Here is a 24,087-nt window from a genome sequence, read left to right as displayed (position 1 = left end):
AAAATTCTCCCAATATCATTAGAATAATTACGTACTACATTTGAGAGGCAGAAGGAACTATCTTATGAAATTAAAACTGAAGAAATTCATACAGATCTTGTCGCCAGCACAGCTGATTGCATTATATTATTTTCTTGCTGTGACGGTGGCATTTATTTTGCTAAGTCTGCCGGCCGCCCACAAACAAGGGGCCAGCTGGTCGTTTATAGACGCGCTGTTTACGGCTGTCAGCTCAGTCAGTGTCACCGGTTTAACGGTCGTCAACACGGCTGATACATTCAGCACGGCCGGGATTGTCATTTTGGCTTTCGTGCTTCAATTCGGCGGAATCGGCATCATGACGCTCGGAACATTCGTCTGGCTCATTATGGGCAAACGGATCGGTCTGCGGGAACGGAAGCTCATCATGGTGGATCAGAATCAATCGCAGTTTTCCGGTATCGTCAACCTGATGAAGCAAGTGCTGTTTTTGATTTTATTAATCGAGTTTTTAGGCGGCATCATCTTAGGAACATATTTTTTAACGTATTATGATTCGTTTGAACAGGCGTATTTGCACGGATTCTTTGCGAGCGTCAGCGCCACGACAAACGGCGGTTTTGATATTACGGGTAATTCACTCGTCCCGTTCAGACATGACTATTTCGTGCAGTTTATTACGATGCTTCTGATTATTTTCGGTGCGATCGGTTTTCCGGTGCTCGTTGAAGTAAAGGACTTTTTGTTTTCAAAACAGCGCAGATACTCATTCACGCTGTTTACGAAAATTACGACCGTTACGTTCGGAATGCTCGTTTTGTTCGGAGCCGTGGGCATTTACGCGCTTGAAGCAAGCCATGTTATGAAGGGGAAAAGCTGGCATGATGTTTTATTTTTATGTCTCTTTCAATCAACTGCTACGCGAAGCGGCGGGCTTGCGACAATTGATATCAGCCAGCTGTCGGCGCCGACATTATTTTTCATCTGTGCCCTCATGTTTATCGGTGCATCACCGAGCTCGGTCGGCGGCGGAATCCGTACGACGACGTTTGCGCTTAACCTTCTTGCTCTGTTTCATTTTGCCCGGGGGAATAAAGCGGTCAAGGTCTTTAAACGCGAGCTTCACCAGGCTGATGTCATGAAGTCGCTTGTCGTTACGATGATGGCGATTCTGCTCGTGTTCGGATCGACGCTGATTCTGGCCGTGACGGAGAAAAATCAGACGCTGCTCGGACTGCTTTTTGAAGTGTGTTCCGCTTTCGGAACGACCGGCCTGTCGCTCGGGATTACTCCGCATTTAAGCGACATCGGAAAATGCGTGATCATGATTGTCATGTTTATCGGCCGGATCGGCATTTTGACGTTCCTTTATTTGATCGGCCGAAAAGAAATCGAAGCAAATTATCACTATCCGAAGGAAAGAATGATTATCGGCTGACACCGTTTTTCAGAAAGCGGTGTTTTTTATTGCCGTAAAATGGATGAGTGGAAACAGTTTCTTTGGAGATTCTACTTGTAAAGAGGTGACGTCATTGTTTGCCGTATTTTGGAAGTCGGTAGTTATGATAGCGGTCGGTACCTTTTTATTGCGGATTGCCGGACGGAAATCAATCAGCCAGCTGTCGGTGACCCAGACAGTCATCATGATTTCGATCGGCTCGATTATTATTCAGCCGTTTATTGAACATAATTTATGGGAAACTATTTTCGCGGCGGCGATTTTTATTGCGGTGTTAATCCTGATGGAATATTTAGAAATCAAATCAAGCTTTTTTGAGTTTTTATTTTCAGGAAAAACCGTCGCCGTTGTCAGAAACGGAAAAATCATCCCGGAAAACTTAAAAAAAATGCGTTTTACCGAAGATCAGCTGTCAATGAGGATCAGGCAGGAAGGCCTCGGAGACATTCAAGATTTTAAATATGTGCTGCTTGAGCCGAACGGACAGATCGGCTATGAACTCATTGATGAGGCCAAAAACGTGACAGTGCGCGACTTGAAAAAAATGCTTGATGAATTCAAAATAGATTTGCTGACAGAAGGAGGAAATCAAATGAAACGCAAAGCAGCAAAGAATGAAGCTTTAACCAACAACAACACACCGACTGAGAGCATGGACAAAGATGCATACAAAACACAATATGACGGTGATCCCGGACTGAGAGGCGCAAACCGCAAATCAAAACACGGCAAACAAGGAGGCGAGTAACATGACGAAAAAAAACCGCCACAGCAAAGACATGCAAAACCATAAAAAGCCGATGGACCCTAAATTGCTTGAAGAAGAGTTTGCAAGCGAGCTCGGTGATTATAACGCCGGAAAATGGATTGAAACGCTTGAACAGACGAAGCCAAAGAAAAAAGAAGACGGCAAAAAATAAAAAATACCTCTTAGGCGGCAACGCTTAAGAGGTATTTTGCATTATTTCGAATAAGCACCGTTTCTTGTTCCTTTCACCGCTTCAAGCAAGCCGGTTATCCGCAGCTCAATAAACGGCTGTGCGGCCGTTTTCACCGCATTGCTGGAGAGAATGGACGTAAGAGCGGCCGTTAACATTAAGAGCATGACTAAATTCTGATAATCAGACAAGTGATCTTCAAGCCCGATCTGCCGCAGCGTTTTTATAATGAATCCATGCAGCAGATACACGTAAAACGTTCTCGTACCCCATTTCGTAAAGAAATAACGCTTTTGCGGAACGAGCGCCAAAAAGCTGAAAGTGGCGGCAAAGGCCAAAACATACCAGCCGATGCGTGACAGACCGCTCAACAGCGACACTGTGCCGAATGTGGAATAAGGCTCCGATCCGAACAGCCACGAGTAATCAAAGTCAATGCACCAGCATAACAGGAAAACAATCCCCAGCACGCCCGCGGCAATCTGCCTGCCTCTTTTAGCCCGAAGCAAATCAAAGTGCTGTTTCTTTAAATAAAACCCGACGAGAAACATCGGAAGAAAAACAAACGTCCGTGAAAGACTCAGCGTGCTGCTGATAAAATCAAGATACCCGATCATGACGGCAAGCCCGCAGCTCGCCCCAAGCGCCCACATTTTCGGCAGCTTCGTAAAGGGATAAAGCAGCAGATTCCAAAAGAATAAGCTGACTAAAAACCAGAGAGACCACTGCGGATCAATCGGATTGACGCTTGCCATGCTTTCATCCTGAATCAAATAGTAAAAAACTGAGTAAATGCCCTGGAAAATCAGGTACGGAATAATCAGCTTCACAGCCAGCTTCTTCACATAACCTGTCCGCTTAAAGTTTTTTGCGAAATAGCCGGAAACCAGGATAAAGGCCGGCATATGAAAAGTATAAATGAATTTGTAGAGATGGAGCATAAACTCATTTCCGTTAATAAATGACCGGAGGATATGGCCGAACACCACCAGAAAAATCAAGATAAACTTGGCGTTGTCAAAGTAACTGTCTCGCGATTTTGTCATAGCATCACCTTCTCTTCAAAAATCATCCACTGCATGATTATTTCCTGTTGGTGTTCATTTTAAAATAAAAAACAAAAAATTGAAGGAGGACAAAAGGGATTGTTAGGATGATGTAACGGGGAGGTAAGGATCGTAGAAAAAGACTTTAACTTGTCATATCATTGAAATTTTCTGAAATGTATAGGGCGAATGAAGGAAGATGAGGTATTTTGTAGAAATATTGAAGGATAGGTTTTTGAAGAAGGAGTGTACTGAATGGCTGAAACTCTGGATTTGCAAACAAACGAGTCGCTGAAAGAGCAGCTGAAGCGGATGAAAGAGGAAAATGACCGCCTGAAGAGTGATTTGAACCGGTATCACGTGATTATGAATAACACGCTTGATGCCATTTTTATATGCCGTAAGGAAATGAAAATCGTCCAGGCGAACGAGGCTGCGGCCCGGATGATGCAGATTGAGGCAGAGAACCTCATTAACCGCTCCGTCCTGGATTTTTTATATTCCGTGCCTCAGGAAGAACTGAATAAGGCCGTGAAAAAGTTTTTAAAAAAAGGCCATCTGTGGAAAGAGGTGCCGATTAAGCTTGACAGCGGCGCGACGAAATACATTGAATTCCTCGCCAGAGACGGAATTGGGGAGGATTATTTTTTTGTGGTGATGAGGGATATCTCCTCTAAAAAAATATTAGAGCGCGAATTCTCCATGAACGAGCAGCTGTTTAAAGATTTGTTTGACAGGGCTGTCGACGGCATCGTGCTGTTTGATAAGGACGGCGGGTTTATTGATGCGAACCTCTCTTTTTGCAAAAGCTTTGAGATCGGCCAGAATGAATTGTCCCATCTGTCGCTCCGCCATTTTACCGACGGAGAAAACAAAAAGCATCTGAAAGAAATCTGGGAAACCCTCCGCAGAAAAGGAAACGCCAAAGGAGAACTGCCCGTCAAGCTTCGGTCCGGCGAAGAGAAGCTGTTTGAATTTACGATTACGTCCAACTTAATCAGCGGGTTCTACATGTCCATTATGAGAGACATAACAGAGAAACGGCTGATGGAATTGAAACTCTTTAAAAGCGAAGAGCGATTCCGCGAAATTTTTGAAAACGCCATGGACGCGATTGTCATTTGGTCTGATGACGGAAAGATTGCCAAAGCAAACGAATCGGCGTGCCGCATTTTCGAACTGCCGATGGATAAGCTGGTGGAGACGAATTTATGTACGTTTATCGTTGATCCGCAGAAAAAATACAAGCAGATTAAGAAGAAATATGAAAAATACGGGGAAATCCGTGAAGAAATGCTGTTTCAGATGGCAAACGGCCAATTTAAAGAGCTGGAATTCACATCAAAACGAACCATACTTGAAGGTCAGCATTTAACCATTTTAAGAAATGTCAGCGATCGTAAGCGGATGGAAAAAGAATTGCGGGAAAGCGAGCTGAAATTCAGAAAAGTATTCAACGGCTCAATGGACGGCAAGGTCTTATTTGACAACCAATTCCGCATTATTGACGCGAATCCTCTCGCAAGCCGTATACTTGGTATGCCGGATGAGGAGCTGAGAGCGTACACCGTTCCGGATATTCTTTCTTTATTTGATATTGAAAACGCGGGTGTTCCCGCCAGAAAGATTGATTTAGAAGGAATGGATAATGAAATCCCCTTCCTGTTAAGCAGCAGCGACAGCCGCAAACTGGAATTCTCCTTCAAAAGAAATATCATTCAAAATATGAATCTGGCCATCTTTAAAGATGTCACAGAGGCCAAAGAGCTTGAAGAGAGGCTGCGGAAATCCGATACTCTTCATGTTGTAGGGGAGCTGGCGGCGGGCATCGCCCACGAAATCAGAAACCCGATGACGGCGCTGAAAGGGTTCATTCAGCTTCTTCAAGGAAGCATTGAAGGCGAATATTCTCTGTACTTTAACGTCATTACCTCAGAATTAAAACGCATCGAGTCTATCATCACTGAATTTTTAATTTTAGCGAAACCCCAGGCGATATTATATGAAGAAAAAGACGTGACGCAGATTATGAAAGACACGGCTGATCTTTTGAATGCCCAGGCCAATCTTGTCAATGTGCAGATCCATCTGAACCTGACCGGAAACATCCCGCCGATTTACTGTGAACCGAATCAATTAAAACAGGTGTTTATCAATATTTTAAAAAACGCCATTGAAGTCATGCCGGGCGGCGGCAATATCTACGTGACCATTCAGTCTTCTGATCAAGACCACATTTTGATTTCTATTCAAGATGAAGGAACAGGCATTTCCGAAGACAAATTAAAACGTCTGGGTGAACCATTTTACACGACAAAAGACAGGGGAACGGGCCTCGGCCTCATGGTCAGTTATAAAATCATCGAAGAGCATCAGGGCCGCATTCATGTGGAAAGTGAAGAAGGGAAGGGCACCGTTTTTCATTTGACGCTTCCGATCCGGCAGAATACGGAAGAAAGAAGGAGCGGGGAATGATCTGTTTTACAAGTGTAAGAGCGCCGTTTGGAACCGTCATCGTAACAGAGGAAGAGAGCTTTATTACCGGCCTGTTTCTCACCGGGGAAGATTTTGAGGAATGGCGGAAAGACGCGCCCGGCGTAAAGCCGTGCGAAACCGCTTTGCTGTCGGAGGCGAAACAGCAGCTGGCATCATATTTTTCAGGAGAAAGAAAGCAATTCTCTCTGCCTCTGAGACAAAAAGGCACACCCTTTCAGGAAAGGGTGTGGAACGCGCTGACGATGATTCCTTACGGGGAATCCCGAAGCTACGGCGATATGGCTGAAGCGATCGGAAAACCGAAAGCGGTGCGCGCCATCGGACAAGCCAATAAACGAAACCGGCTGCCGATTTTGATCCCGTGCCATCGGGTAATCGGCAAAAACAGCGCCTTAACGGGATACGCGGGCACGAAGACGGATGTAAAAGCGGTGCTGCTGAACATCGAACAAATATCCTATAAAGAAAAATAAAGCGTATGGCACGTTCCGTTTTTTCGCGTCCGACATATCATTTTATTAAGTGAAAAAAGTTGCCCTGATGAAAAAGGAGGACGAAGCCTGATGAAAATGAGCCGTCCGCAAAAGATAGCCGGTTATGCAGAGCTGTTTTTTAAAATGCATCTCATTACAGCCGCCCAAAAAGATGAAGTGATTACATTGTGCAGACAAAAAAACCGCTGACATTGCCTGAGGCAATATCATCAGCGGTTTTTCAGCTCAGCTGGCAGTCAGCGAATAATTGTTCAATTTCTTCCGTGTAAGAACCGGTCACAATTCCTTTCTCGGTTATTATGCCAGAAATCAGGCTGCCCGGTGTGATGTCAAAGGCCGGATTGAAGACCGGAACATCCTCGGGAGCGGTGCGTATGCCGGAGATCTGTCTGACTTCATCCGGATCTCTTTCTTCAATCGGAATCTGATCGCCGTTTTCAATCTGCAAGTCAAATGTCGAAAGCGGTGCGGCCACAAAAAACGGAATTTGAAAGGCGTTTGCCAAAATAGCGAGGCCGTACGTTCCGATTTTGTTGGCCGTATCACCGTTTTTTGCAATTCTGTCAGCGCCGACAATGACCGCAGAAATATGTTTTTCCTTCATTGTATGGGCGGCCATGCTGTCCGTAATGAGCGTGACATCAATTCCGCCCTGCATCAGCTCCCACGCCGTCAGCCGTGATCCTTGAAGAACGGGTCTTGTTTCACATGCGTAGATATGAAGGCCGAGGTCTTTTTGTTTCGCTAAGTAAAAGGGGGCAAGCGCCGTACCGTACCGGCTTGTGGCAATCGAGCCCGCATTGCAGATGGTCATGATCTGATCGCCTTTATTAAAAAGGTGCAGAGCATTTTGGCCGATCATTCGGCATGTTTCTTCATCCTCAATCTGAATTTGAATGGCTTCATGAACGAGCGTTGTCTTCGCTTCATTGATTGAGATCGCATCCCTGATCGAATCCGTAAGTCTGTCAAGCGCCCACGCAAGGTTGACGGCAGTGGGCCTCGAACTGTTTAAATACGCTTTGACATCCGCGAATTGACGTCGGAAATCTGAAAGGTCGCGGGCTTCAAATGACTTGGCGGAGAGTGCGAGTCCGAACGCTGCGGTTATACCGATGGCCGGGGCGCCCCTTACTTTCAGCGTGACAATCGCGTCGAATACATCTTCCTTTGTTTCAAGTTCCGCATATTCAGTGACGTCGGGAAGCTTTTGCTGATTTAAAATGCGGATGTAGGTTTCTTTCCATTCCACAGAACGGGGGATGGCAAATTCATTGGTCATGCTGCATCATTCCTTTACACGGAGCTTAAATTGGTCCAGAACCTCGGTGATATGCTTCAGTTTTTTTCTGTTTTCGATATAATAGGCGCCGATGTCAAGCGCCAGCTTCTTCCGTTCGATTCGTTTGTCAAACGGAGTGATTTCATCTAAGTCAGCCACATGGGCGAGTCCGATCGTGCGCCGGATCAATTCGCATCCCGCAAAACCGACCGCTTCCTCAAACGCGTTTTTCAGTGTGTCTTCCAGCAGGTGTCTGCGGGAAGGCAAGCAGTCTTTCTCCCATGCTTCACTGAATGTTTTCACAAATGTATCCCATACGGCAGCGGTGTGGTCATATAACGGCTGTCTGTCGTCACCGTCGCGGCTGAGGGCGTTTAACAGCAGATTGGCGATAAATTGGCCGATGTCAAACCCGATCGGTCCGAAGAAAGCAAACTCGGGATCAATCACCTTTGTTTCATGTTCATCTGCGAAGATGCTTCCCGTGTGCAGATCGCCGTGAACCAATGTTTCCGCGGAATTCAGAAAGATGGCTTTCAATTCGTCAGCGCCTTCTTTCAGCCGGGAATTGTTCCAAACTTTTTCTGCGTATGGGCGCAGCTCCTCTTCAAAATCGTTTGTCTCATGGTCGAGAAACGGTTCTGTAAACACAAGCCTTTCTGTAATATTGCAAAGCTCAGGATTTGTAAACTGCTTTGCGAGCTGCTGCTTTACTTTCGCATCAAGCGCGTAATCGGATGAGTAAAAAAGCGTTTTCCCTAAAAATTCACCGATATGAACCGATAAGTTCGGATAATGCTGCCCTTCCAGCAGCCCTTTTCTTGAAATCCGCAAACGGGAGAGGTCTTCCATTACCGTGACGGCCATTTCAGTATCGGAATAGTAAACGGCCGGAACGAGGTGCGGCACGTGTTCGCCCTGGCGGATGAGGGCGCTGCTTTCGATTCTCGCCCGGTCAATGGTAAGCGGCCAGCTTTCACCGACGACTTTCGCGTAAGGGATTGCCTGTTTAATAATCAGTCCTTTTTTGTTTTCTTTATCGTAAACATGAAAGACGTAATTTAAATTGCCGTCGCCGATTTCACGGCATGTCAGAGTGCTTTTGCTTTGGAATAAGCCGAGCTTGACGGCTAACGCGGCGGCGGAGCTTTCTGTTAATTGTTCATAAAGACTTGTTTTAGTTGCTGACATGGATTTACCCTCCAATTATGTAGTGGCAGTAAGAGATCGTGACGGAGAATACGCCCGAAAAAAAGCCCCCTTCTCTGAAAGAGAAGGAGGCTGAAACAGTGCAGTCCGCCTCTTATCTCTCAGATAACATCTGATGGAATTAGCACCGTGCCTTATGAGACAATCGTCTCGGCGCAAAATGTACGCGCCCCATTTCACAATGGAATTACGGTCGGTTGCTGTTGGGGTCAAAAGGCCAATCCCTCGCCCAACTCTCGATAAGAGAAAAATATATTGATTTGTATCACAATTCGGATTAATCAGTTGATGAAAATATTAGCAGGTGCCGGATATTCTTGTCAACGTTTTTTTGAAAATTAATATAAATCACGCCGCAAGTCTTGGAAAACCGGAATGGTTCCGCGGACGGCCGCGCTTTCTGACACATCGATTTCCGTCCGGACTGCGCCTTCCGTCCGGTCTCCTTCGGCTAAAATCCGGCCCCACGGGTCAATAATCAGGCTGTGGCCGGCAAATTCATTATCGGGATTGGACCCCGTGCAGTTAGAGGCTGCGACAAAACATTGGTTTTCAATTGCTCTGGCGATAAGCAGGCTTCGCCAATGATCAAGGCGGGGCAGAGGCCATTCAGCAGAGATAAACAGGACATTCGCGCCCTGGGACGTATGCTTTCTGATCCATTCGGGGAAACGGATATCATAGCAGATCAGCCCGGCGCACTTGACACCGTCAAGCTCAAAGGAACCGTCACTATTTCCTGCTGACAAGTAAAGGTGTTCATCCATCAGCTGAAACAGATGTGCTTTCTGATACCGCTTCACGATCTGTCCGCTGTTATCGGCGATGTACATGGTGTTATAGACATTTTCGCCTTCTTTGACCGCAAAAGATCCGGCAACGAGGTGTACGTTGTATGTTTTTGCCGTTTCTTTAAGCCATTGTTCCGAAACTTTGCCGTTTTCATCCGCCAGCTGATCTAGCCGTGTGAGATCATAGCCGGTCGTCCACAACTCAGGAAGCACGATTACATCCGCATGGCGGCTTTCTTGCTCAATCAAAGATTCTGCTTTTTTAAAGTTTTCTGAAGGATTTCCGTATGAAATATCAAATTGCAAACAGGAAACGGTCCATTTCATTTTTTAACACCTCAAGTTTCTCTTTACTTTTTTTATTTAACCATATATGATGATGGACTATCATTTCAAGACATTTTTAGAAGGTGAAAATATGAACTTTGAAATCTCAGATGTACTCAAACAGCTGCCGGAACAATTTTTCGCATCATTGGTGCAAAAAGTGAATCAAAAGCTGAAAGAAGGCAGAGACGTCATCAATTTAGGGCAGGGAAACCCTGATCAGCCGACGCCTCAGCATATTGTTGAAGAAATGAAGCGCGCCGTCGAAAGGCCGGAAAATCATAAATACTCATCATTCCGGGGCGCTTACAGCTTCAAAAAAGCAGCCGCTGCATTTTATGAAAGGGAGTACGGGGTCACGCTTGATCCGGAAACGGAAGTCGCCGTGCTGTTCGGAGGCAAGGCGGGACTTGTTGAGCTTCCGCAATGTCTTTTAAACCCTGGAGATACCATTCTGGTGCCTGATCCCGGATATCCTGATTACTGGTCGGGCGTCGCCCTTGCAAAAGCGAAAATGGAAATGATGCCGCTGACGGAAGAAAGAGGGTTTCTCCCTGATTACAGCGTAATTCCTGAAAAGGTGCGGAGCGAGGCGAAGCTGCTGTATCTCAATTATCCGAATAATCCGACCGGCGCTGTGGCGACAGAGGCGTTTTTCGAGGAGACGGTCGGTTTTGCGGAGCAAAACGGCATTTGTGTCGTTCATGATTTCGCGTACGGAGCCGTCGGCTTTGACGGGCATAAACCGCTGAGCTTTTTGCAGACCGAAGGCGCAAAAGAGACGGGAATCGAAATCTATACCTTGTCCAAAACCTATAATATGGCGGGTTGGCGGGTCGGATTTGCCGTCGGAAACGCTTCTGTCATCGAAGCGATCAACCTTTATCAGGATCATATGTTTGTCAGTTTGTTTCCCGCGGCGCAGCAGGCGGCGGCAGCCGCTCTTTTAGCGGATCAGGCATGCGTCGCAGCGCAAAATGACAGATATGAATCGAGACGCAATGCATGGATTGAAGCCTGCCGCGATATCGGCTGGGATGTGACGGCTCCGGCGGGCTCCTTTTTTGCATGGCTCCCTGTGCCTGACGGTTATACGTCACAGTCGTTTTCAGACCTGCTGCTCGAGAAAGCGGATGTCGCGGTCGCTGCCGGAAACGGGTTCGGAAAATGGGGGGAAGGCTATATAAGAGTCGGTCTTCTGACAAGTGAAGAAAGACTTAAAGAAGCTGCGGAACGGATCGGGAAACTGAATCTTTTCACCCGAAAAAGCATTGACATATCAGGATAACAATGCGATAATTCAAAATACTTTATAAAATCATTATTCTTATCAAGAGCAGGCAGAGGGACGAGCCCGATGAAGCCCGGCAACCGACTGATAAAGCACGGTGCTAATTCTTGCAGCAGGAGCTGAGAGATAAGATTCGGACATAACACGAAGCCTCTTTCTGCTCATACGGAAGAGGTTTTTTTATGTTTTGCGAAAGAAAGAGAGGCGTTCACGCATGAGCGAAGTATTGGCAACATATCTTCTGACAGACACAACGGACAGTGAAAAGCGGGCGGAACAGATTGCGGCGGGGCTGACGGTAGGCTCCTGGACTGACCTGCCCCTGGTGAAGCAGGAACAGCTCAGAAAACATAAAGGGCGGGTCGTAAAAGTTGAGGAGAAAGAAGGAACCTCAGAAAACGAAACACAATCCGTCATCACCATCGCCTATCCCGAGGCGAACTTTTCAAGAGATATTCCGGCCGTCCTGACGACGGTATTCGGAAAGCTGTCACTGGACGGAAAAATAAAATTGACTGATCTTGAATTTTCCGAAGGGTTTAAACGCTCCCTTCCCGGGCCGAAATTCGGTATATACGGCATCCGCAAACTGCTGGGCGAATTTGAAAGACCGCTTCTGATGAGCATATTTAAAGGCGTGATCGGACGGGATCTCGCCGACATTAAAGAACAGCTCAGACAGCAGGCGCTCGGCGGCGTGGATCTTATTAAAGATGACGAAATTTTCTTTGAAAATGAACTGGCTCCGTTTGAAACCCGCATTATCGAAGGAAAACAAGTCCTGAAGGAAACCCGGGAGGAGACGGGGCATAAAACGCTGTATGCCGTAAACCTTACGGGAAGGACCGCTGAATTGCGGGATAAAGCGAGGCGCGCGGCAGAACTCGGGGCGGACGCGCTTTTATTGAATGTGTTCGCTTACGGTTTAGATGTGATGCAGAGCCTTGCTGAAGACAGGGAAATCCCGCTTCCGATCATGGCGCATCCGGCAGTCAGCGGCGCGTTCACATCATCTCCCGTTTACGGCTTGTCGCATGCGCTTTTGCTCGGCAAGCTGAACCGCTATTGCGGCGCTGATTTCAGCTTATTTCCGTCACCTTACGGATCCGTTGCTCTTCCGAAGGAGTCCGCGCTTGCAATCCATGATGAATGTGTAAAAGACGATGTCTTTCATCCGTCGTTTGCCGTCCCGTCAGCAGGCATTCACCCCGGTATGGTGCCATTATTGATGCGCGATTTCGGCATCGATCACATCATCAATGCCGGCGGAGGCATTCACGGCCACCCGAAAGGAGCCGAGGGCGGCGGAAAAGCGTTCCGCGCCGTCATTGATGCGGTGCTTGAAGCGCAGCCGATTGAAGAAAAAGCCGCGTCGTGCAAAGATCTTCAGCTCGCATTAGACAAATGGGGAAGGGTGGAAGCCGTATGACCCGCACACCGCTGATTATTTGTGATTTCGACGGAACGGTCACCATGAACGACAACATTGTCAGCATGATGAAAGAATTCGCGCCTCCTGAGTGGCTTGAATTAAAAGACGGTGTTCTGTCAAAAAGCATATCAATCCAAGAAGGAGTCGGCCGGATGTTCGGACTGCTGCCGAGCAGCTTAAAAGAAGAACTGACCGGCTTTATCCTGAAGGATGCGAAAATACGGGACGGCTTTTTGGATGTTGTCTCGTTTGTCCGCTCAAACGATCTCCCGTTTTATATCGTAAGCGGGGGAATGGACTTTTTTGTGCATCCGCTTTTGGAAGGGATCGTAGAAAAGGAGCGGATTTTCTGCAATCATGCATCCTTTGACAATGAATATATTCATATAGACTGGCCGCACGCCTGTGACGGAGACTGTACCAATCAATGCGGCTGCTGCAAACCGTCAGTCATCCGGAAGCTATCCGATCAGCAGAAATTTCTCGTTATGATCGGTGATTCGGTCACGGATGTCGAGGCTGCAAAGTTATCCGATATGTGTTTTGCGAGAGATTATCTTTTGACTGAATGCAAAGAACTCGGCCTCCGGCATCTGCCTTTTCAAGATTTTCATGAGGTGAAAACAGGCATTGAAAACATCGGGGAGGTGCAGGCATGGCTGCAAAAGAAGAACGCTGGCGCGAACTTGCCGAGGTAAAACGCGAGCTGGCCGAAAGAGACTGGTTCCCGGCAACGAGCGGGAATCTTTCCATCAAAGTATCTGACGGGCCGCTGACTTTTCTCGTTACGGCGAGCGGAAAAGACAAACGAAAAGAAACAGACGAAGATTTTCTCTTGATCGATGAGAACGGGAAGCCCGCTGAGACCGGCCATTCTTTAAAACCCTCAGCGGAAACGCTTCTCCATACTTACTTATACCAAAAGACAGACGCAGGCTGCTGTCTGCATGTCCATACCGTCAATAATAATGTCATCTCAGAACTTTACGGGGATGAAAAACAAATCACTTTTCAGGGGCAGGAGATGATTAAGGCGCTCGGATTATGGGAGGAAAACGCGTCCGTGACCGTTCCGATCATTGACAACCCGGCGCACATCCCGGCATTGGCCGAAAGCTTCGCGCACCATGCGGACGCCGGCTCAGGCGCGGTGTTAATCCGCAATCACGGCATTACGGCATGGGGGCGGACCGCATTTGAAGCGAAAAGGGTGCTGGAAGCCTATGAATTTTTATTCAGCTGTCACCTCAAGCTTCTGTCACTGCGGCCGCAGCTTGTAAAATAAAAGGAGGAATAGAAAATGGCGACCATCAGAATTCATGACGAAAAGAATACGCTCATTGAAAAACAGGAAGAAGTAGCGCGCTTCTTAGACGAACAAGAGGTGATCTATGAGCAGTGGAACATTGAAAAACTTCCGTCTGAGCTTTCGGAGAAATACAATCTGACAGAAGATGAAAAAGAAAGGATTCTCGCGGCGTTTGACAAGGAGATTCAGGATATTTCAGCCCGGCGCGGATATCAGTCTCAGGATGTCATTTCTTTATCAGATACCACGCCGAATCTTGATGAATTATTAAAAAATTTCCAAAGAGAACATCACCACACGGATGATGAAGTCCGCTTTATCGTCAGCGGACACGGCATCTTCGTCATTCAAGGCAAAGACGGCACATTTTTCGATGTCCGTTTAAATCCGGGAGATTTGATTTCAGTTCCGGAGAACATCCGCCACTACTTTACGCTTCAGGAAGACCGCCGGGTCGTCGCAATCCGAATTTTCGTGACGACTGAGGGCTGGGTGCCGATTTACGAAAATGAAAGTGTGCAAAACTGATAGACGCCCGAACCTCTCATGCCCCGCCGGCATGAGAGGTTTTTTATTGTAATATAAAGTCAGCTGTGGCTGTTTTTTAAATCTTGAATATGCCGCATTCTGTTTATATCATTACCTGAATGGGTATTATTCTCGTATTCATGCTAAAGATTCCAATATGAAATGAAAAAATAAGTTATTTAGTAAAAAAATGTTTACAAATAAAGTATAATCTGTAATAATGCTCAATAACCCAATCAAACTTGTTTCCTATTCTTTTAGCGGTGAGGGGTGAAGTGAATGGGCAGTTATTCTGAACAAGAAAAATTGCTTGTATCTATTGATAAAAAAAGAAAAATGATGATAGATGCGGCTAACAGGCAAGGGTTTACAGGATATGACACGATCAGGCACAGCCAGGAACTGGACTGTCTGATGAACGCGTATCAGCAGCTGGTAAACCGTGATCGTACACATCACCAAGGAATACAGGGCCTTGTGAAGAAAATAGGCTTGTTCTCCCGCGGTGACGTCATGCCTGCATATGAAGCAAACAAATGATTGATGATAAAACAGATAACGAAGACTGAATGCGCTTCCTGATCAAGCGCCGCATCCGAAAGATGACCGCGTACAGTCAGCAGATTTTTCCGCTGGCACGGCTCACGAAGCGCCTCGTACTATCTGCCGGCTATGATGCCGTTCCTCTGGTATATCCTCTTACACATATTCTTCTTTAAATAAAAAACACCCCGATCCAGGGTGTTTTTTTCATCGTGAAGCGGCAGGGAGGGCAATGGTGACCTCTGTCCCCTTATCGACTTCGCTTTGAATGTCAATCGAACCGCCGTACATCAGCATGATTCGTTTACATACGACAAGGCCGAGGCCGGTGCCTTTTTCCTTTGACGTGACAAACGGAAGAAAAATGTGTTCAAGCATATCTTCAGAAATGCCCATTCCGTTGTCGGCCACCTTAATGACTGCTTTATGGTCGCGGGCTTCTAAATAGATGGACAGCCGGCCGCCTTCCTGCATGGATTCCAGCGCGTTTTTCGCGACATTTAAAATCACCTGTTTAATATGGTCTTTCGTACAGTTGACCTTGAGCGGCCGATTGACGAGAATCTCCACATTCACTTCCACATTATACAGATTCCCTTCAGAATAAATAATCGGCATAATTTCATCAAGAATATCCTGCAGCGAGTTCACTTCCAACCGTTCAGCAGTAGGTTTACCGAGCACTAAAAACTCACTGACAATCTGATTGATCCGTTTAATCTCCTGCTCAATAATTGAGAAATACAGCTGATCTTCCTCCGATTTGTATTTTTTCTGCAAAAGCTGAATGAAGCCGCTGATCCCTGTAAGCGGGTTGCGGATTTCATGGGCGGTGCTGGCGGCAAGCGTTCCGATCAGCTCCAATTTCTGCGCTTCATTTTGAGCGCGCTCCAGCTGGGTCTTGCGCTTAAGCAGATAATATTGAACGAGGATGAACAGAATATTCAGCAGCACGGCAATACTGGACATCGGCAGCAGCACGCTTTTGGTCAGCTCGTTCAGCTCAACCGGTTTCGGATAAACATTGATATTCCAATTAATATCATCCAGATAGCCGCTGACCGGTTGCACCCCTTCTGATTGATCAGCCCGTCCGCTGGCAAATATCACTTTATTCTGATTGGTTGCCTTGACATAAACGTCAGGGCTCAGCATATTGATCATATTTCTCAAATAATCGACTTGAATGGCGGCTACTAAATAATCCGTGACTTCCCGTTTTGCGTCTAACACCGGCACGCAGATCGTGAAGATGCGCTGGCCTGTAATTCTGCTGGAGTAGTCATTTGTGATAACCGTTTTTTTCGTCTTTTTCGCCTTCGTAAAATACGGTCGGTCGGCCAAATTCACCTTTGATTTCAGATCAGTCGTGCTTGCGATGACATCACCTTTGGAATTCAGCATATACAGACCGCTGAATCTGGGTTCATCCTCAAAAGCCTGATCGAGAATATCAATGATCTTTTCTTCATTGACAGGCTTATCGACAGCGATCGCAAGTGTTGTCATCCGGGCTTTTGTTTCACCGATTAAATAATTGAGCTTATTGCGGTGAAGGTTGAGCATCATACTGGCTTCCTGTATGTGTTTATCGGCTATTTTCTGCTTTTCTTTTTCATTAATGAAAAAGCTGATAATAAGTGCCGGGATGATCACCAATATGAGATAAAGTTTGATCTTTCCCCGGGCACCTTTAAATGTATTCACTCTGCATCGCTCCAACATTACACTTGAATAGAGGTATTATATCATTTTTATACTTCTTTAATAAGAAAAAATAACCAAAATGATAGAAAAACAAATTATTTTATTAAGGCCAGACAAAAAGAAGAGAAATTTTGGAAACATTTTTGTTGACATTTTTCATTTTGTTTATTAATGTTTCTCTGTAACGGTTTCTTTTGTAAAAGGATGATTGAATGTATGACGGATAAAACAGAAAACTCATTGAAATTATTTATTGTACTGTCACGTGCGTACCGATCTATTAACGACCATATGAATAAACATATTCATAAGCACGGCCTGAACCCGACGGAATTTGCGGTGCTTGAGCTGCTGTACCACAAAGGCAACCAGCCGCTTCAGCAGATCGGCGACAAAATTTTATTAGCGAGCGGAAGTATTACATACGTTGTTGACAAATTAGAGAAAAAAGAACTTCTCATCAGAAAAGCTTCGCCGACTGACAGAAGAGTGACTTTCGCACAGATTTCCGAAAAGGGAATCCGTCTTTTGGACGATATTTTCCCTGATCATGCTGAAGAAATTAAAGAAATGATCAGTGTGCTGAGTGATAAAGAGATAGAAATGTGTACGGAAATGCTGAAAAGAGTGGGATTAAACGCTAAACATTTTCATCAGAAATAAAAAAGGAAGCCATTTGAAAGGCTTCCTTTTTTATATTACTGATTTTGGTCAGTCGCGGCGTTTCTAGGCTGTATCAATACCTCGACGCGCCTGTTTTTGCTGCGCCCTTCAGCGGTTTTGTTCGACACGGCCGGTTTATACTCTCCGAAACCTTTGGCGCTGAAAACTTTTGCGTCAAGTTTCGGGTTTTCTGTCAGAATAGCCATGAAGTTGACGGCCCGCATGACGCTTAAATGCCAGTTAGATTGATATTGTGAGTTTTTAATCGGTACATTGTCCGTATGTCCGCTGATGATAATGTTCCTCGGCGGATTCAGCACAAGGAGATTCGAGATTTCCTTGGCAAGCGGAATATCTTCCTGACGGATATCCGCCCGTCCGGAATCAAAAAAGATACTGTCTTTAATCGTAATTAAGAGTCCTTCTTTAGTCAGCTTTGTTTCAAGCTGAGTTTCAAGCTTTTTATTTTTTATAAATTGATTGACTTGCTTTTGCACGCCTTCAAGTTCTTCGCGGTCGGCTGCTTCTCTTTCTTTCTTTTTCTGTTCTTTATCTTTTTCCTTGTCTTTTTTTAACTGATCAACGCCGTCTTTTTCGTTTTCAGGAGGGGTGAGGCTTGAATATTCAAGAACACCCGTGCCTCCGGTAAACACGGCGTTAAATGATTTAGACAGCATTTGGAATTTCGCCGCATCGACCGAGCTCATGGCGAACAATACAATGAACAGAGCCAAAAGAAGGGTGAGCAAATCCGCGTACGGGATCAGCCAAGACTCATCCACATGCTCGTCATCATGCTTCTTCTTCTTTTTTCTCGCCATTGTTTGCCTCTCCTTCTTGTTCAGCGACTTTTGCGCGTTCATTCGCAGGAAGATACATGAGAAGTTTTTGTTCGATCACTTTCGGAGCCTGTCCTTCAAGCACTGACAGAACGCCTTCGATCATGATTTCACGCAGTTTGACTTCCTGCTTTGATTTGCGTTTCAGTTTGTTGGCGAAGGGATGCCATAGTACATATCCTGTGAAAATCCCGAGAAGGGTGGCGACAAACGCCGCACTGATGGCATGTCCGAGCGCCTCGGTGTTGTTCATGTTGGAAAGAGCGGCGATAAGGCCGATGACCGCACCCAAAACGCCGAGTGTCGGCGCATATGTGCCGGCTTGTGTAAAGATGGCTGCGCCGGCCTGGTGTCTGTCTTCCATCGCTTCAACTTCCTCAGTCATAATATCTCTGATAAATTCTGCGCTTTGTCCGTCAACCGCCATGCTCAGGCCGTTTTTCAAAAATGCGTCATCCACGTCTTCAATGCTTGCTTCCAATGCGAGCAGACCTTCACGTCTGGCGATTTGCGCCCATTGAGAGAACATAGGAATTAATTGCGCAATTGTCAGCTGTTTGTTTTCTTTAAACAGCACTTTAAAAAGGGCAGGCACTTTTTTGATTTCTTTTCCGGGGAATGCGATGATCACCGCAGAAATCGTACCGAACAAAATAATCAGAATAGCTGCCGGGTTAGCGAGTGCGCTTAAGCTGACCCCTTTCAGCACCATGCCCACGCTTAAAGCAATCAAGGCGAGGATGATACCGATAATCGATGTTTTATCCATAGTTTTCACCAAATCCTTTATACTAGCTTTCTATGGTTAATATCGGTGGCAGTGCATGGAACTTTAGGGTGATTGAGAAATTGTTCCCGAATTCTTCACAGTTTCTCCCTTCCGGCATGGAGAAAGAAACAAAAAAGCGGCTCCCCGAAAGGAGGGAACCGCTTTTTTCTTATTGTGCCCGGACTTTGATGCCGTCCTCTTCCATTACGACATGGAAGGCTTTTATTTCGTTGTCATCCAATAAGAGATCTGTCATTTCGTCCTCGATCAATTCTTGGATGGTTCTTCTGAGCGGGCGTGCTCCGAAAGCGGGGTGGTAGCCGATTTCAGCGATTTTTTCTTTCGCATCATCGGTGACGCTCAGGCTGATGCCGCGCTCTTTTAATGTGTCTTCAAGCTCTGTGAGAAGCAGGCTGACGATTTTCACGAGATGTTCTTTTTTCAGGGATTGGAATTCAATAATGCTGTCAAATCGGTTTAAAAACTCCGGTTTGAAGAACGCGCTCAGTGAATCAATCAGCGTTTGTTCTTCCAGGACGCTCTCTTCAGATTGGAATCCGACTTTCACCTGTTTTTCGCCGGTTCCAGCGTTGCTTGTCATAATCAAAACGGTATCTTTGAAGCTGACCGTTCTGCCCTGGCTGTCTGTCAGACGGCCGTCCTCCATAATCTGCAGAAACATATGCTGGACATCAGGGTGGGCTTTTTCAATCTCATCGAGCAGCACGATGCTGTACGGATTGCGGCGCACTTTTTCCGTTAATTGACCGGCTTCATCGTGTCCGACATATCCCGGCGGTGAACCGATGATTTTTGATACGGCGTGTTTTTCCATGTATTCACTCATATCGAGACGGATAATGGAATCTTTTGTACCGAACAGTTCATCTGCGAGTGTCTTTGATAACTCGGTTTTTCCGACTCCGGTCGGTCCGACAAAGAGGAAGGAGCCGACAGGTCTGTTTTTGGATTTTAAGCCGGCGCGGCTTCGTCTGACCGCTTTCGCCACTTTTTTCACGGCTTTTTCCTGACCGATGACGCGCTGATGAAGATGCTCTTCAAGTTCCTTCATTTTTACTTGTTCATCAGCCTGGAGTTTTCCGACCGGAATGCCTGTTTTCTGTTCAATGATGGCTTGAATATGCTCCGCCCCGATTTCAGGTGAAGAGGCCGGTGTTTCATGCGCCAGCTGTTTTTCCAACGCCGCTTCTTCATCACGCAGTTTCGCGGCAAGCTCATAATTTTCTTCATGAAGCGCTTTTGTTTTCTCCGCGTCAATTGCTTTGAGTCTCTCAGCCGCATCTTCTTCATTTACGGTATCAAGCTCCAGGTTCGCCTTAGAGCCGGCTTCATCTAATAAGTCGATCGCTTTATCCGGCAGGTGGCGGTCCTGAATGTAACGGGATGAAAGCGTAACACAGGCGTTTATCGCTTCATTGCTGAATGTGACGCCGTGGTATTTCTCATATTTATCTTTAATGCCTTCCAGAATGCTGATGGCTTGTTCTATTGTAGGCTCGTGAACCATGACAGGCTGGAAGCGTCTTTCAAGCGCCGCATCTTTTTCAATCTGGCGGTACTCTTTCAGCGTTGTCGCCCCGATGACCTGCAGCTCGCCTCTGGCAAGCGCCGGTTTCAGGATGTTCCCGGCATCCATTGATCCCTCGGCAGAGCCGGCGCCTACAAGAAGATGAATCTCATCAATGAACAAGATGACGTTTTTCCGTTCTTTTAATTCGTTCATTAATTGTTTCATTCTTTCTTCAAACTGGCCTCTGATCCCTGTATTGGCGACGAGAGAAGCGACGTCAAGCAGGTAAAGCTCTTTGTTTTTCAATTTGTTCGGCACATCGCCTTCAGCGATTTTAAGCGCGAGGCCTTCTGCAATAGCCGTTTTACCGACGCCCGGCTCACCGATCAGCACCGGATTGTTTTTATTCCGGCGGTTCAAAATTTCAATTACGCGCGCCACTTCATTATCGCGGCCGATCACAGGGTCAATCAGACCTGCTTTTGCGCCGTTTGTGACGTTTTGAGCGAGCTCGTCGAGCAGGCCTTTTTCAGGGCCGGCCTGCTGTTTATTTTGATTGGGAGCGAAACCTTGCTCAAACGGGAATCCGAATGATTGCGGCCCCATGCTCATAGACGGTTTTCGGGTTAATTCTGTATAACATGTTTCACATAAAACGAATTGTTTTTGAATGGAATTGACTTGCATGTTCAGGCGAATCGTCGCCTCGTTTTTCTGACAATGTTGACAACGCATTTGCCAAAACCTCCTTGAAAAATGTTTGATCATCTTTGACCAAATGGATTAGAAAATAAGGCCGAAACTTTGACCTTCTTTGATTAATAGTATACTCTGACCTTCTTTGACTTTCAAGTATTTTGTTTCAAACCCCGAAAAATAAATGTTTACAGCATGATAAGTGATATTTGTGAGGTTTGATTATTTTTGACCAATATAGTCAGAAAGGAAATGAAATGCTTTGACCTTTCTTGATGAAGAGTATACGCCGGCCCTTTTTTTCTTTCAATATTTTTGCTTAGAGGAGAGAGCTGAATCTGTTTTCTCCGGGGAAGGACGATTTGTTCGTCTTTTCGGGCGACTTGTCTCATAAGCATATATAAAGGCCTGGACAAATCTGCGCTTAGCCGGAGGGTGAAATGGGACAAACAAAAGGTTCTGCAAGTCAGCTTGCATTTGTATACGTAGGCACGGTTGTAGGAGCCGGTTTTGCCACGGGACGGGAAATCGTTGAGTTTTTTCTGAAGTTCGGCTGGATCGGTCTGTTCGGTATCGTGGTAAGCGGTCTGATGTTTACATATTTAGGCGCCAAAATCATGATCATTTCCAAACGGATTCACGCAGCATCTTATCAGGAATTGAACACATATTTATTCGGCCAGTCCATCGGCCGTGCCGTAAACATGTTTATGATGTTTATATTGCTGGGAGTGACCTCTGTCATGCTGTCCGGAGCGGGGGCGCTGTTTCATGAACAGCTTGGATGGTCCGCACAAGCGGGGATCCTTTTGACGATCGTACTGAGCTTTGCCGTCATGACAAGCGGCGTTAAAGGTGTGTTCGGCGTCAATATATTGGTTGTGCCGCTTTTAATTTCTTTCTCTTTTATCGTGACAGCTGATTCATTTGTATTTACAAGCACGAGAAACGCGGACGAATGGGTATGGCCTGACAAGTGGAATTGGCTTTTGTCCGCCGTCTCTTACGGCGCGTTAAATTTATCGCTCGCCCAAGCCGTCCTTGTGCCGCTTGCGAACGAAATGTCTTCAGAGAAGGTGATCAGAAAGGGGGCTTATTTAGGCGGTGTTCTTTTGACACTGGTGCTTGCCGCGAGCTTTTTATCATTATCGGTGCTGCCGGATGTGCTGGAGTTTGACATTCCGATGGCTCAAGTTGTCTATTCGTATTCGCGTTCGCTTCATATCATTTATTTGTTTATTATTTTCGGGGAAGTGTTTACGTCAGTCATCGGCAATCTATACGGATTGGAAAAACAATTAAACAGTTTTCTTCATATAAAAAGTACATATATTTACGGCGGCATTTTGGCGTTTGCTTTCATTATCAGCCAAATCGGCTACGGACAGCTGATTTCCACCGTTTACCCGGTGTTTGGATATGTGAGCCTCGCTTTTATCGGCGCATTGATTTGCAAAAAAATCCCGAAAGAAAAATAAGGATATAAGGAAAATGTCTGTATTTTTTGGGAATTCCCCTTCTTTTTTCCTGACATTTCTGTATAATGAATTGGGAAATGATGGGGAGGAGTAAGAGATGAAAGCTCGACGTGTATTATTGGGATTTATTTTTATTTGTATCGGCATTGCGTTTTATTTACAGAAGGCGGGAGTTATACATATATCCGCAGGTTCGGCGTGGCCGTTTCTTTTCATTATAATGTCCGCAGGGTTTCACGCCGGATTTATTTTTGCGAAAAAAACGCCTGACCAGGCGGGACTGCTCGTACCGGGCGGTATGTTTCTTGTGCTGGGCTGCCTGTATTGTTTTGAAACGGCAACAGGATGGACGTATTCAGGCGTGACGTGGCCTGTTTATATATGGGCGCCTGCTCTCGGTCTGTTTGAGCTGTGGTATTTCGGCGGGAGGAAGTTAGGTGTATTGATTCCTGCTTTCATCCTGACTGCCGTGGGAGCACTATGCTTTGCCGGTATGCTGATGCCGGGGCTGTGGCCGCTTTTGATCATCGCAGCCGCGCTTTTGTTTCACGCCGCTGCCTTTATGCAGCCGAAAAAAAGATCGGGCCTTCTTATTCCGGGCGGCATTTTGCTTGTGACGGGCGGCTTGTTATGGTTTGAAACGCTGACGGATTGGAGATACGCAAGTATGACATCGCCTGTCTACCTCTTTGCCGTTGCGTTCGGCCTGTTTGAAGCTTGGCTGTTCGGCAGAAGGAAAAGGGGGCTTTTGACTGCTGCTGCGGTTCTGTGCGCCGCGGGCATTTTCGGCATATTCACCAATGCAAATGAAGTCATCAGCGAACGAGGCTGGCCCGCTCTCATTCTTTTGCTGGGCGCCGCTTTTCACATTCCGATTTTCGGCCCGAAACCTGTCAAAAACGCGGGACTTCTCGTACCGGGCGGCATCTTGTTGATTACGGGGATCTTGTTTGTCTTTGAAACGGCAACCAATTGGTCCTACTCCGGTGTGACATGGCCTGTTTACCTGTTGGCAACGGCATTCGGTTTATTTGAGCTGTGGCTGTTCGGCGGGAAACAGAAGGCGCTGCTCATCCCGGTTGCGGTGCTGACCTTGACAGCACTTTGCTTTATGATGACGTATCAGCCGATCATTCCGGTTTCTGTTTTCTGGCCTGCTTTATTTGTTCTGATCGGGATTGCGCTGATGGTATTTCCGGGGAAAAAACGCGGGGCTTAAATCCGCTTTTGCAGCCTGACACAGGTTTCAGGCTGTTTTTTTATTGTCACGGGAAACAATA

22 protein-coding genes and 2 riboswitches are annotated in these 24,087 nt (G+C 46.3%); of the genes, 14 read left to right on the top strand and 8 right to left on the bottom strand.

Features of this window, described 5'->3' with window-relative positions; translation table 11 throughout:
* Positions 1 to 64: 64 nt before the first annotated feature.
* The 3 genes from OVA33_RS18010 to OVA33_RS18000 all read left to right on the top strand — a co-directional run bounded on the left by OVA33_RS18010 (position 65) and on the right by OVA33_RS18000 (position 2,358).
* Complete coding sequence (locus OVA33_RS18010; protein ID WP_007408478.1) at positions 65 to 1,417, top strand: TrkH family potassium uptake protein; 1,353 nt, start codon at positions 65 to 67, stop codon at positions 1,415 to 1,417.
* A gap of 94 nt (positions 1,418 to 1,511) precedes the next feature.
* Positions 1,512 to 2,186, top strand: coding sequence for a DUF421 domain-containing protein (locus OVA33_RS18005; RefSeq protein ID WP_017417641.1), 675 nt, complete (start codon positions 1,512 to 1,514; stop codon positions 2,184 to 2,186).
* A 1-nt stretch (position 2,187) separates the two neighbouring features.
* Complete coding sequence (locus OVA33_RS18000) at positions 2,188 to 2,358, top strand: hypothetical protein (protein WP_014417569.1); 171 nt, start codon at positions 2,188 to 2,190, stop codon at positions 2,356 to 2,358.
* A gap of 41 nt (positions 2,359 to 2,399) precedes the next feature.
* On the opposite strand, the gene OVA33_RS17995 is transcribed toward OVA33_RS18000, so the two are convergent.
* Positions 2,400 to 3,422, bottom strand: coding sequence for an acyltransferase family protein (locus OVA33_RS17995; RefSeq protein WP_017417642.1), 1,023 nt, complete (start codon positions 3,420 to 3,422; stop codon positions 2,400 to 2,402).
* A gap of 255 nt (positions 3,423 to 3,677) precedes the next feature.
* On the opposite strand from OVA33_RS17995, the gene OVA33_RS17990 reads away from it, so the two are divergent.
* Positions 3,678 to 5,897 carry a PAS domain-containing sensor histidine kinase gene (locus tag OVA33_RS17990; protein WP_014417571.1) on the top strand — a complete coding sequence of 740 codons (2,220 nt, stop codon included), beginning with the start codon at positions 3,678 to 3,680 and terminating at the stop codon, positions 5,895 to 5,897.
* Positions 5,894 to 6,391, top strand: a complete 498-nt coding sequence (locus OVA33_RS17985) for a methylated-DNA--[protein]-cysteine S-methyltransferase (protein WP_007610941.1) — start codon at positions 5,894 to 5,896, stop codon at positions 6,389 to 6,391. The genes OVA33_RS17990 and OVA33_RS17985 overlap by 4 nt, the downstream gene beginning before the upstream one ends.
* 241 nt (positions 6,392 to 6,632) lie before the next feature.
* Here the strand turns inward: OVA33_RS17985 and mtnA are convergent, their stop codons facing one another.
* The 3 genes from mtnA to OVA33_RS17965 form a co-directional block, all read right to left on the bottom strand.
* Positions 6,633 to 7,694, bottom strand: a complete 1,062-nt coding sequence (gene mtnA, locus OVA33_RS17975; RefSeq protein WP_017417644.1) for an S-methyl-5-thioribose-1-phosphate isomerase — start codon at positions 7,692 to 7,694, stop codon at positions 6,633 to 6,635.
* 6 nt (positions 7,695 to 7,700) lie between these two features.
* Positions 7,701 to 8,885 carry an S-methyl-5-thioribose kinase gene (mtnK, locus tag OVA33_RS17970; RefSeq protein ID WP_017417645.1) on the bottom strand — a complete coding sequence of 395 codons (1,185 nt, stop codon included), beginning with the start codon at positions 8,883 to 8,885 and terminating at the stop codon, positions 7,701 to 7,703.
* Positions 8,886 to 8,994: 109 nt separating this feature from the next.
* Positions 8,995 to 9,149: riboswitch (SAM riboswitch) on the bottom strand.
* 92 nt (positions 9,150 to 9,241) lie between these two features.
* Positions 9,242 to 10,021 carry a carbon-nitrogen family hydrolase gene (locus OVA33_RS17965; RefSeq protein WP_017417646.1) on the bottom strand — a complete coding sequence of 260 codons (780 nt, stop codon included), beginning with the start codon at positions 10,019 to 10,021 and terminating at the stop codon, positions 9,242 to 9,244.
* Between the two features lie 91 nt (positions 10,022 to 10,112).
* On the opposite strand from OVA33_RS17965, the gene OVA33_RS17960 reads away from it, so the two are divergent.
* The 6 genes from OVA33_RS17960 to OVA33_RS17935 all read left to right on the top strand — a co-directional run bounded on the left by OVA33_RS17960 (position 10,113) and on the right by OVA33_RS17935 (position 15,121).
* Positions 10,113 to 11,309, top strand: coding sequence for a pyridoxal phosphate-dependent aminotransferase (locus OVA33_RS17960; protein ID WP_014417575.1), 1,197 nt, complete (start codon positions 10,113 to 10,115; stop codon positions 11,307 to 11,309).
* A 36-nt stretch (positions 11,310 to 11,345) separates the two neighbouring features.
* A riboswitch (SAM riboswitch) is annotated at positions 11,346 to 11,445 on the top strand.
* An 81-nt stretch (positions 11,446 to 11,526) separates the two neighbouring features.
* Complete coding sequence (gene mtnW / locus OVA33_RS17955; protein ID WP_044801329.1) at positions 11,527 to 12,741, top strand: 2,3-diketo-5-methylthiopentyl-1-phosphate enolase; 1,215 nt, start codon at positions 11,527 to 11,529, stop codon at positions 12,739 to 12,741.
* On the top strand, positions 12,738 to 13,442 hold the full coding sequence (gene mtnX / locus OVA33_RS17950; protein WP_017417648.1) for a 2-hydroxy-3-keto-5-methylthiopentenyl-1-phosphate phosphatase: 705 nt from the start codon (positions 12,738 to 12,740) through the stop codon (positions 13,440 to 13,442). The genes mtnW and mtnX overlap by 4 nt, the downstream gene beginning before the upstream one ends.
* Positions 13,400 to 14,029, top strand: coding sequence for a methylthioribulose 1-phosphate dehydratase (locus tag OVA33_RS17945; RefSeq protein ID WP_017417649.1), 630 nt, complete (start codon positions 13,400 to 13,402; stop codon positions 14,027 to 14,029). Before mtnX ends, OVA33_RS17945 begins: the two co-directional genes overlap by 43 nt.
* Before the next feature lie 15 nt (positions 14,030 to 14,044).
* The gene (locus tag OVA33_RS17940) at positions 14,045 to 14,581 is read left to right on the top strand and encodes a 1,2-dihydroxy-3-keto-5-methylthiopentene dioxygenase (protein WP_017417650.1); all 537 of its coding nucleotides are present in this window, start codon (positions 14,045 to 14,047) and stop codon (positions 14,579 to 14,581) included.
* 279 nt (positions 14,582 to 14,860) lie between these two features.
* On the top strand, positions 14,861 to 15,121 hold the full coding sequence (locus OVA33_RS17935) for an aspartyl-phosphate phosphatase Spo0E (protein ID WP_003154690.1): 261 nt from the start codon (positions 14,861 to 14,863) through the stop codon (positions 15,119 to 15,121).
* 210 nt (positions 15,122 to 15,331) lie between these two features.
* Here the strand turns inward: OVA33_RS17935 and OVA33_RS17930 are convergent, their stop codons facing one another.
* Entirely contained in the window at positions 15,332 to 16,849 is a 1,518-nt protein-coding gene (locus OVA33_RS17930) for a sporulation kinase KinD (RefSeq protein WP_104843305.1), read from the bottom strand.
* A gap of 198 nt (positions 16,850 to 17,047) precedes the next feature.
* On the opposite strand from OVA33_RS17930, the gene OVA33_RS17925 reads away from it, so the two are divergent.
* On the top strand, positions 17,048 to 17,494 hold the full coding sequence (locus OVA33_RS17925; protein ID WP_063636601.1) for a MarR family transcriptional regulator MhqR: 447 nt from the start codon (positions 17,048 to 17,050) through the stop codon (positions 17,492 to 17,494).
* Positions 17,495 to 17,529: 35 nt separating this feature from the next.
* Here the strand turns inward: OVA33_RS17925 and motB are convergent, their stop codons facing one another.
* The 3 genes from motB to clpE all read right to left on the bottom strand — a co-directional run bounded on the left by motB (position 17,530) and on the right by clpE (position 21,368).
* Positions 17,530 to 18,315 carry a flagellar motor protein MotB gene (motB, locus tag OVA33_RS17920; RefSeq protein ID WP_017417652.1) on the bottom strand — a complete coding sequence of 262 codons (786 nt, stop codon included), beginning with the start codon at positions 18,313 to 18,315 and terminating at the stop codon, positions 17,530 to 17,532.
* The gene (motA, locus tag OVA33_RS17915; RefSeq protein ID WP_007408461.1) at positions 18,287 to 19,102 is read right to left on the bottom strand and encodes a flagellar motor stator protein MotA; all 816 of its coding nucleotides are present in this window, start codon (positions 19,100 to 19,102) and stop codon (positions 18,287 to 18,289) included. Before motA ends, motB begins: the two co-directional genes overlap by 29 nt.
* 169 nt (positions 19,103 to 19,271) lie before the next feature.
* Entirely contained in the window at positions 19,272 to 21,368 is a 2,097-nt protein-coding gene (clpE, locus tag OVA33_RS17910) for an ATP-dependent protease ATP-binding subunit ClpE (protein WP_017417653.1), read from the bottom strand.
* A 401-nt stretch (positions 21,369 to 21,769) separates the two neighbouring features.
* On the opposite strand from clpE, the gene OVA33_RS17905 reads away from it, so the two are divergent.
* Both OVA33_RS17905 and OVA33_RS17900 read left to right on the top strand, forming a co-directional pair.
* The gene (locus OVA33_RS17905) at positions 21,770 to 22,807 is read left to right on the top strand and encodes a YkvI family membrane protein (protein ID WP_017417655.1); all 1,038 of its coding nucleotides are present in this window, start codon (positions 21,770 to 21,772) and stop codon (positions 22,805 to 22,807) included.
* 97 nt (positions 22,808 to 22,904) lie between these two features.
* Entirely contained in the window at positions 22,905 to 24,026 is a 1,122-nt protein-coding gene (locus OVA33_RS17900; protein ID WP_025650399.1) for a hypothetical protein, read from the top strand.
* The last annotated feature ends 61 nt before the right edge of the window (positions 24,027 to 24,087 follow it).

The sequence above is a fragment of the Bacillus sp. KICET-1 genome (genome assembly GCF_027721405.1).
In the GTDB taxonomy this organism is placed as follows: domain Bacteria; phylum Bacillota; class Bacilli; order Bacillales; family Bacillaceae; genus Bacillus; species Bacillus velezensis.
The sequence above is the reverse complement of the archived record's forward strand: the minus strand, read 5'-3'. Positions and strand labels throughout refer to the sequence as shown.

Coding starts and splice junctions, on each gene's coding strand:
- motA (WP_007408461.1), bottom strand. CDS start 19,102: ATGGATAAAACATCGATTATCGGTATCATCCTCGCCTTGATTGCTTTA.
- mtnX (WP_017417648.1), top strand. CDS start 12,738: ATGACCCGCACACCGCTGATTATTTGTGATTTCGACGGAACGGTCACC.
- OVA33_RS17940 (WP_017417650.1), top strand. CDS start 14,045: ATGGCGACCATCAGAATTCATGACGAAAAGAATACGCTCATTGAAAAA.
- OVA33_RS18000 (WP_014417569.1), top strand. CDS start 2,188: ATGACGAAAAAAAACCGCCACAGCAAAGACATGCAAAACCATAAAAAG.
- clpE (WP_017417653.1), bottom strand. CDS start 21,368: ATGCGTTGTCAACATTGTCAGAAAAACGAGGCGACGATTCGCCTGAAC.
- motB (WP_017417652.1), bottom strand. CDS start 18,315: ATGGCGAGAAAAAAGAAGAAGAAGCATGATGACGAGCATGTGGATGAG.
- mtnW (WP_044801329.1), top strand. CDS start 11,527: ATGAGCGAAGTATTGGCAACATATCTTCTGACAGACACAACGGACAGT.
- OVA33_RS17900 (WP_025650399.1), top strand. CDS start 22,905: ATGAAAGCTCGACGTGTATTATTGGGATTTATTTTTATTTGTATCGGC.
- OVA33_RS17925 (WP_063636601.1), top strand. CDS start 17,048: ATGACGGATAAAACAGAAAACTCATTGAAATTATTTATTGTACTGTCA.
- OVA33_RS18010 (WP_007408478.1), top strand. CDS start 65: ATGAAATTAAAACTGAAGAAATTCATACAGATCTTGTCGCCAGCACAG.
- OVA33_RS17935 (WP_003154690.1), top strand. CDS start 14,861: ATGGGCAGTTATTCTGAACAAGAAAAATTGCTTGTATCTATTGATAAA.
- OVA33_RS17930 (WP_104843305.1), bottom strand. CDS start 16,849: ATGTTGGAGCGATGCAGAGTGAATACATTTAAAGGTGCCCGGGGAAAG.
- OVA33_RS17960 (WP_014417575.1), top strand. CDS start 10,113: ATGAACTTTGAAATCTCAGATGTACTCAAACAGCTGCCGGAACAATTT.
- OVA33_RS17965 (WP_017417646.1), bottom strand. CDS start 10,021: ATGAAATGGACCGTTTCCTGTTTGCAATTTGATATTTCATACGGAAAT.
- mtnA (WP_017417644.1), bottom strand. CDS start 7,694: ATGACCAATGAATTTGCCATCCCCCGTTCTGTGGAATGGAAAGAAACC.
- OVA33_RS17985 (WP_007610941.1), top strand. CDS start 5,894: ATGATCTGTTTTACAAGTGTAAGAGCGCCGTTTGGAACCGTCATCGTA.
- mtnK (WP_017417645.1), bottom strand. CDS start 8,885: ATGTCAGCAACTAAAACAAGTCTTTATGAACAATTAACAGAAAGCTCC.
- OVA33_RS17905 (WP_017417655.1), top strand. CDS start 21,770: ATGGGACAAACAAAAGGTTCTGCAAGTCAGCTTGCATTTGTATACGTA.
- OVA33_RS17995 (WP_017417642.1), bottom strand. CDS start 3,422: ATGACAAAATCGCGAGACAGTTACTTTGACAACGCCAAGTTTATCTTG.
- OVA33_RS17990 (WP_014417571.1), top strand. CDS start 3,678: ATGGCTGAAACTCTGGATTTGCAAACAAACGAGTCGCTGAAAGAGCAG.
- OVA33_RS17945 (WP_017417649.1), top strand. CDS start 13,400: ATGGCTGCAAAAGAAGAACGCTGGCGCGAACTTGCCGAGGTAAAACGC.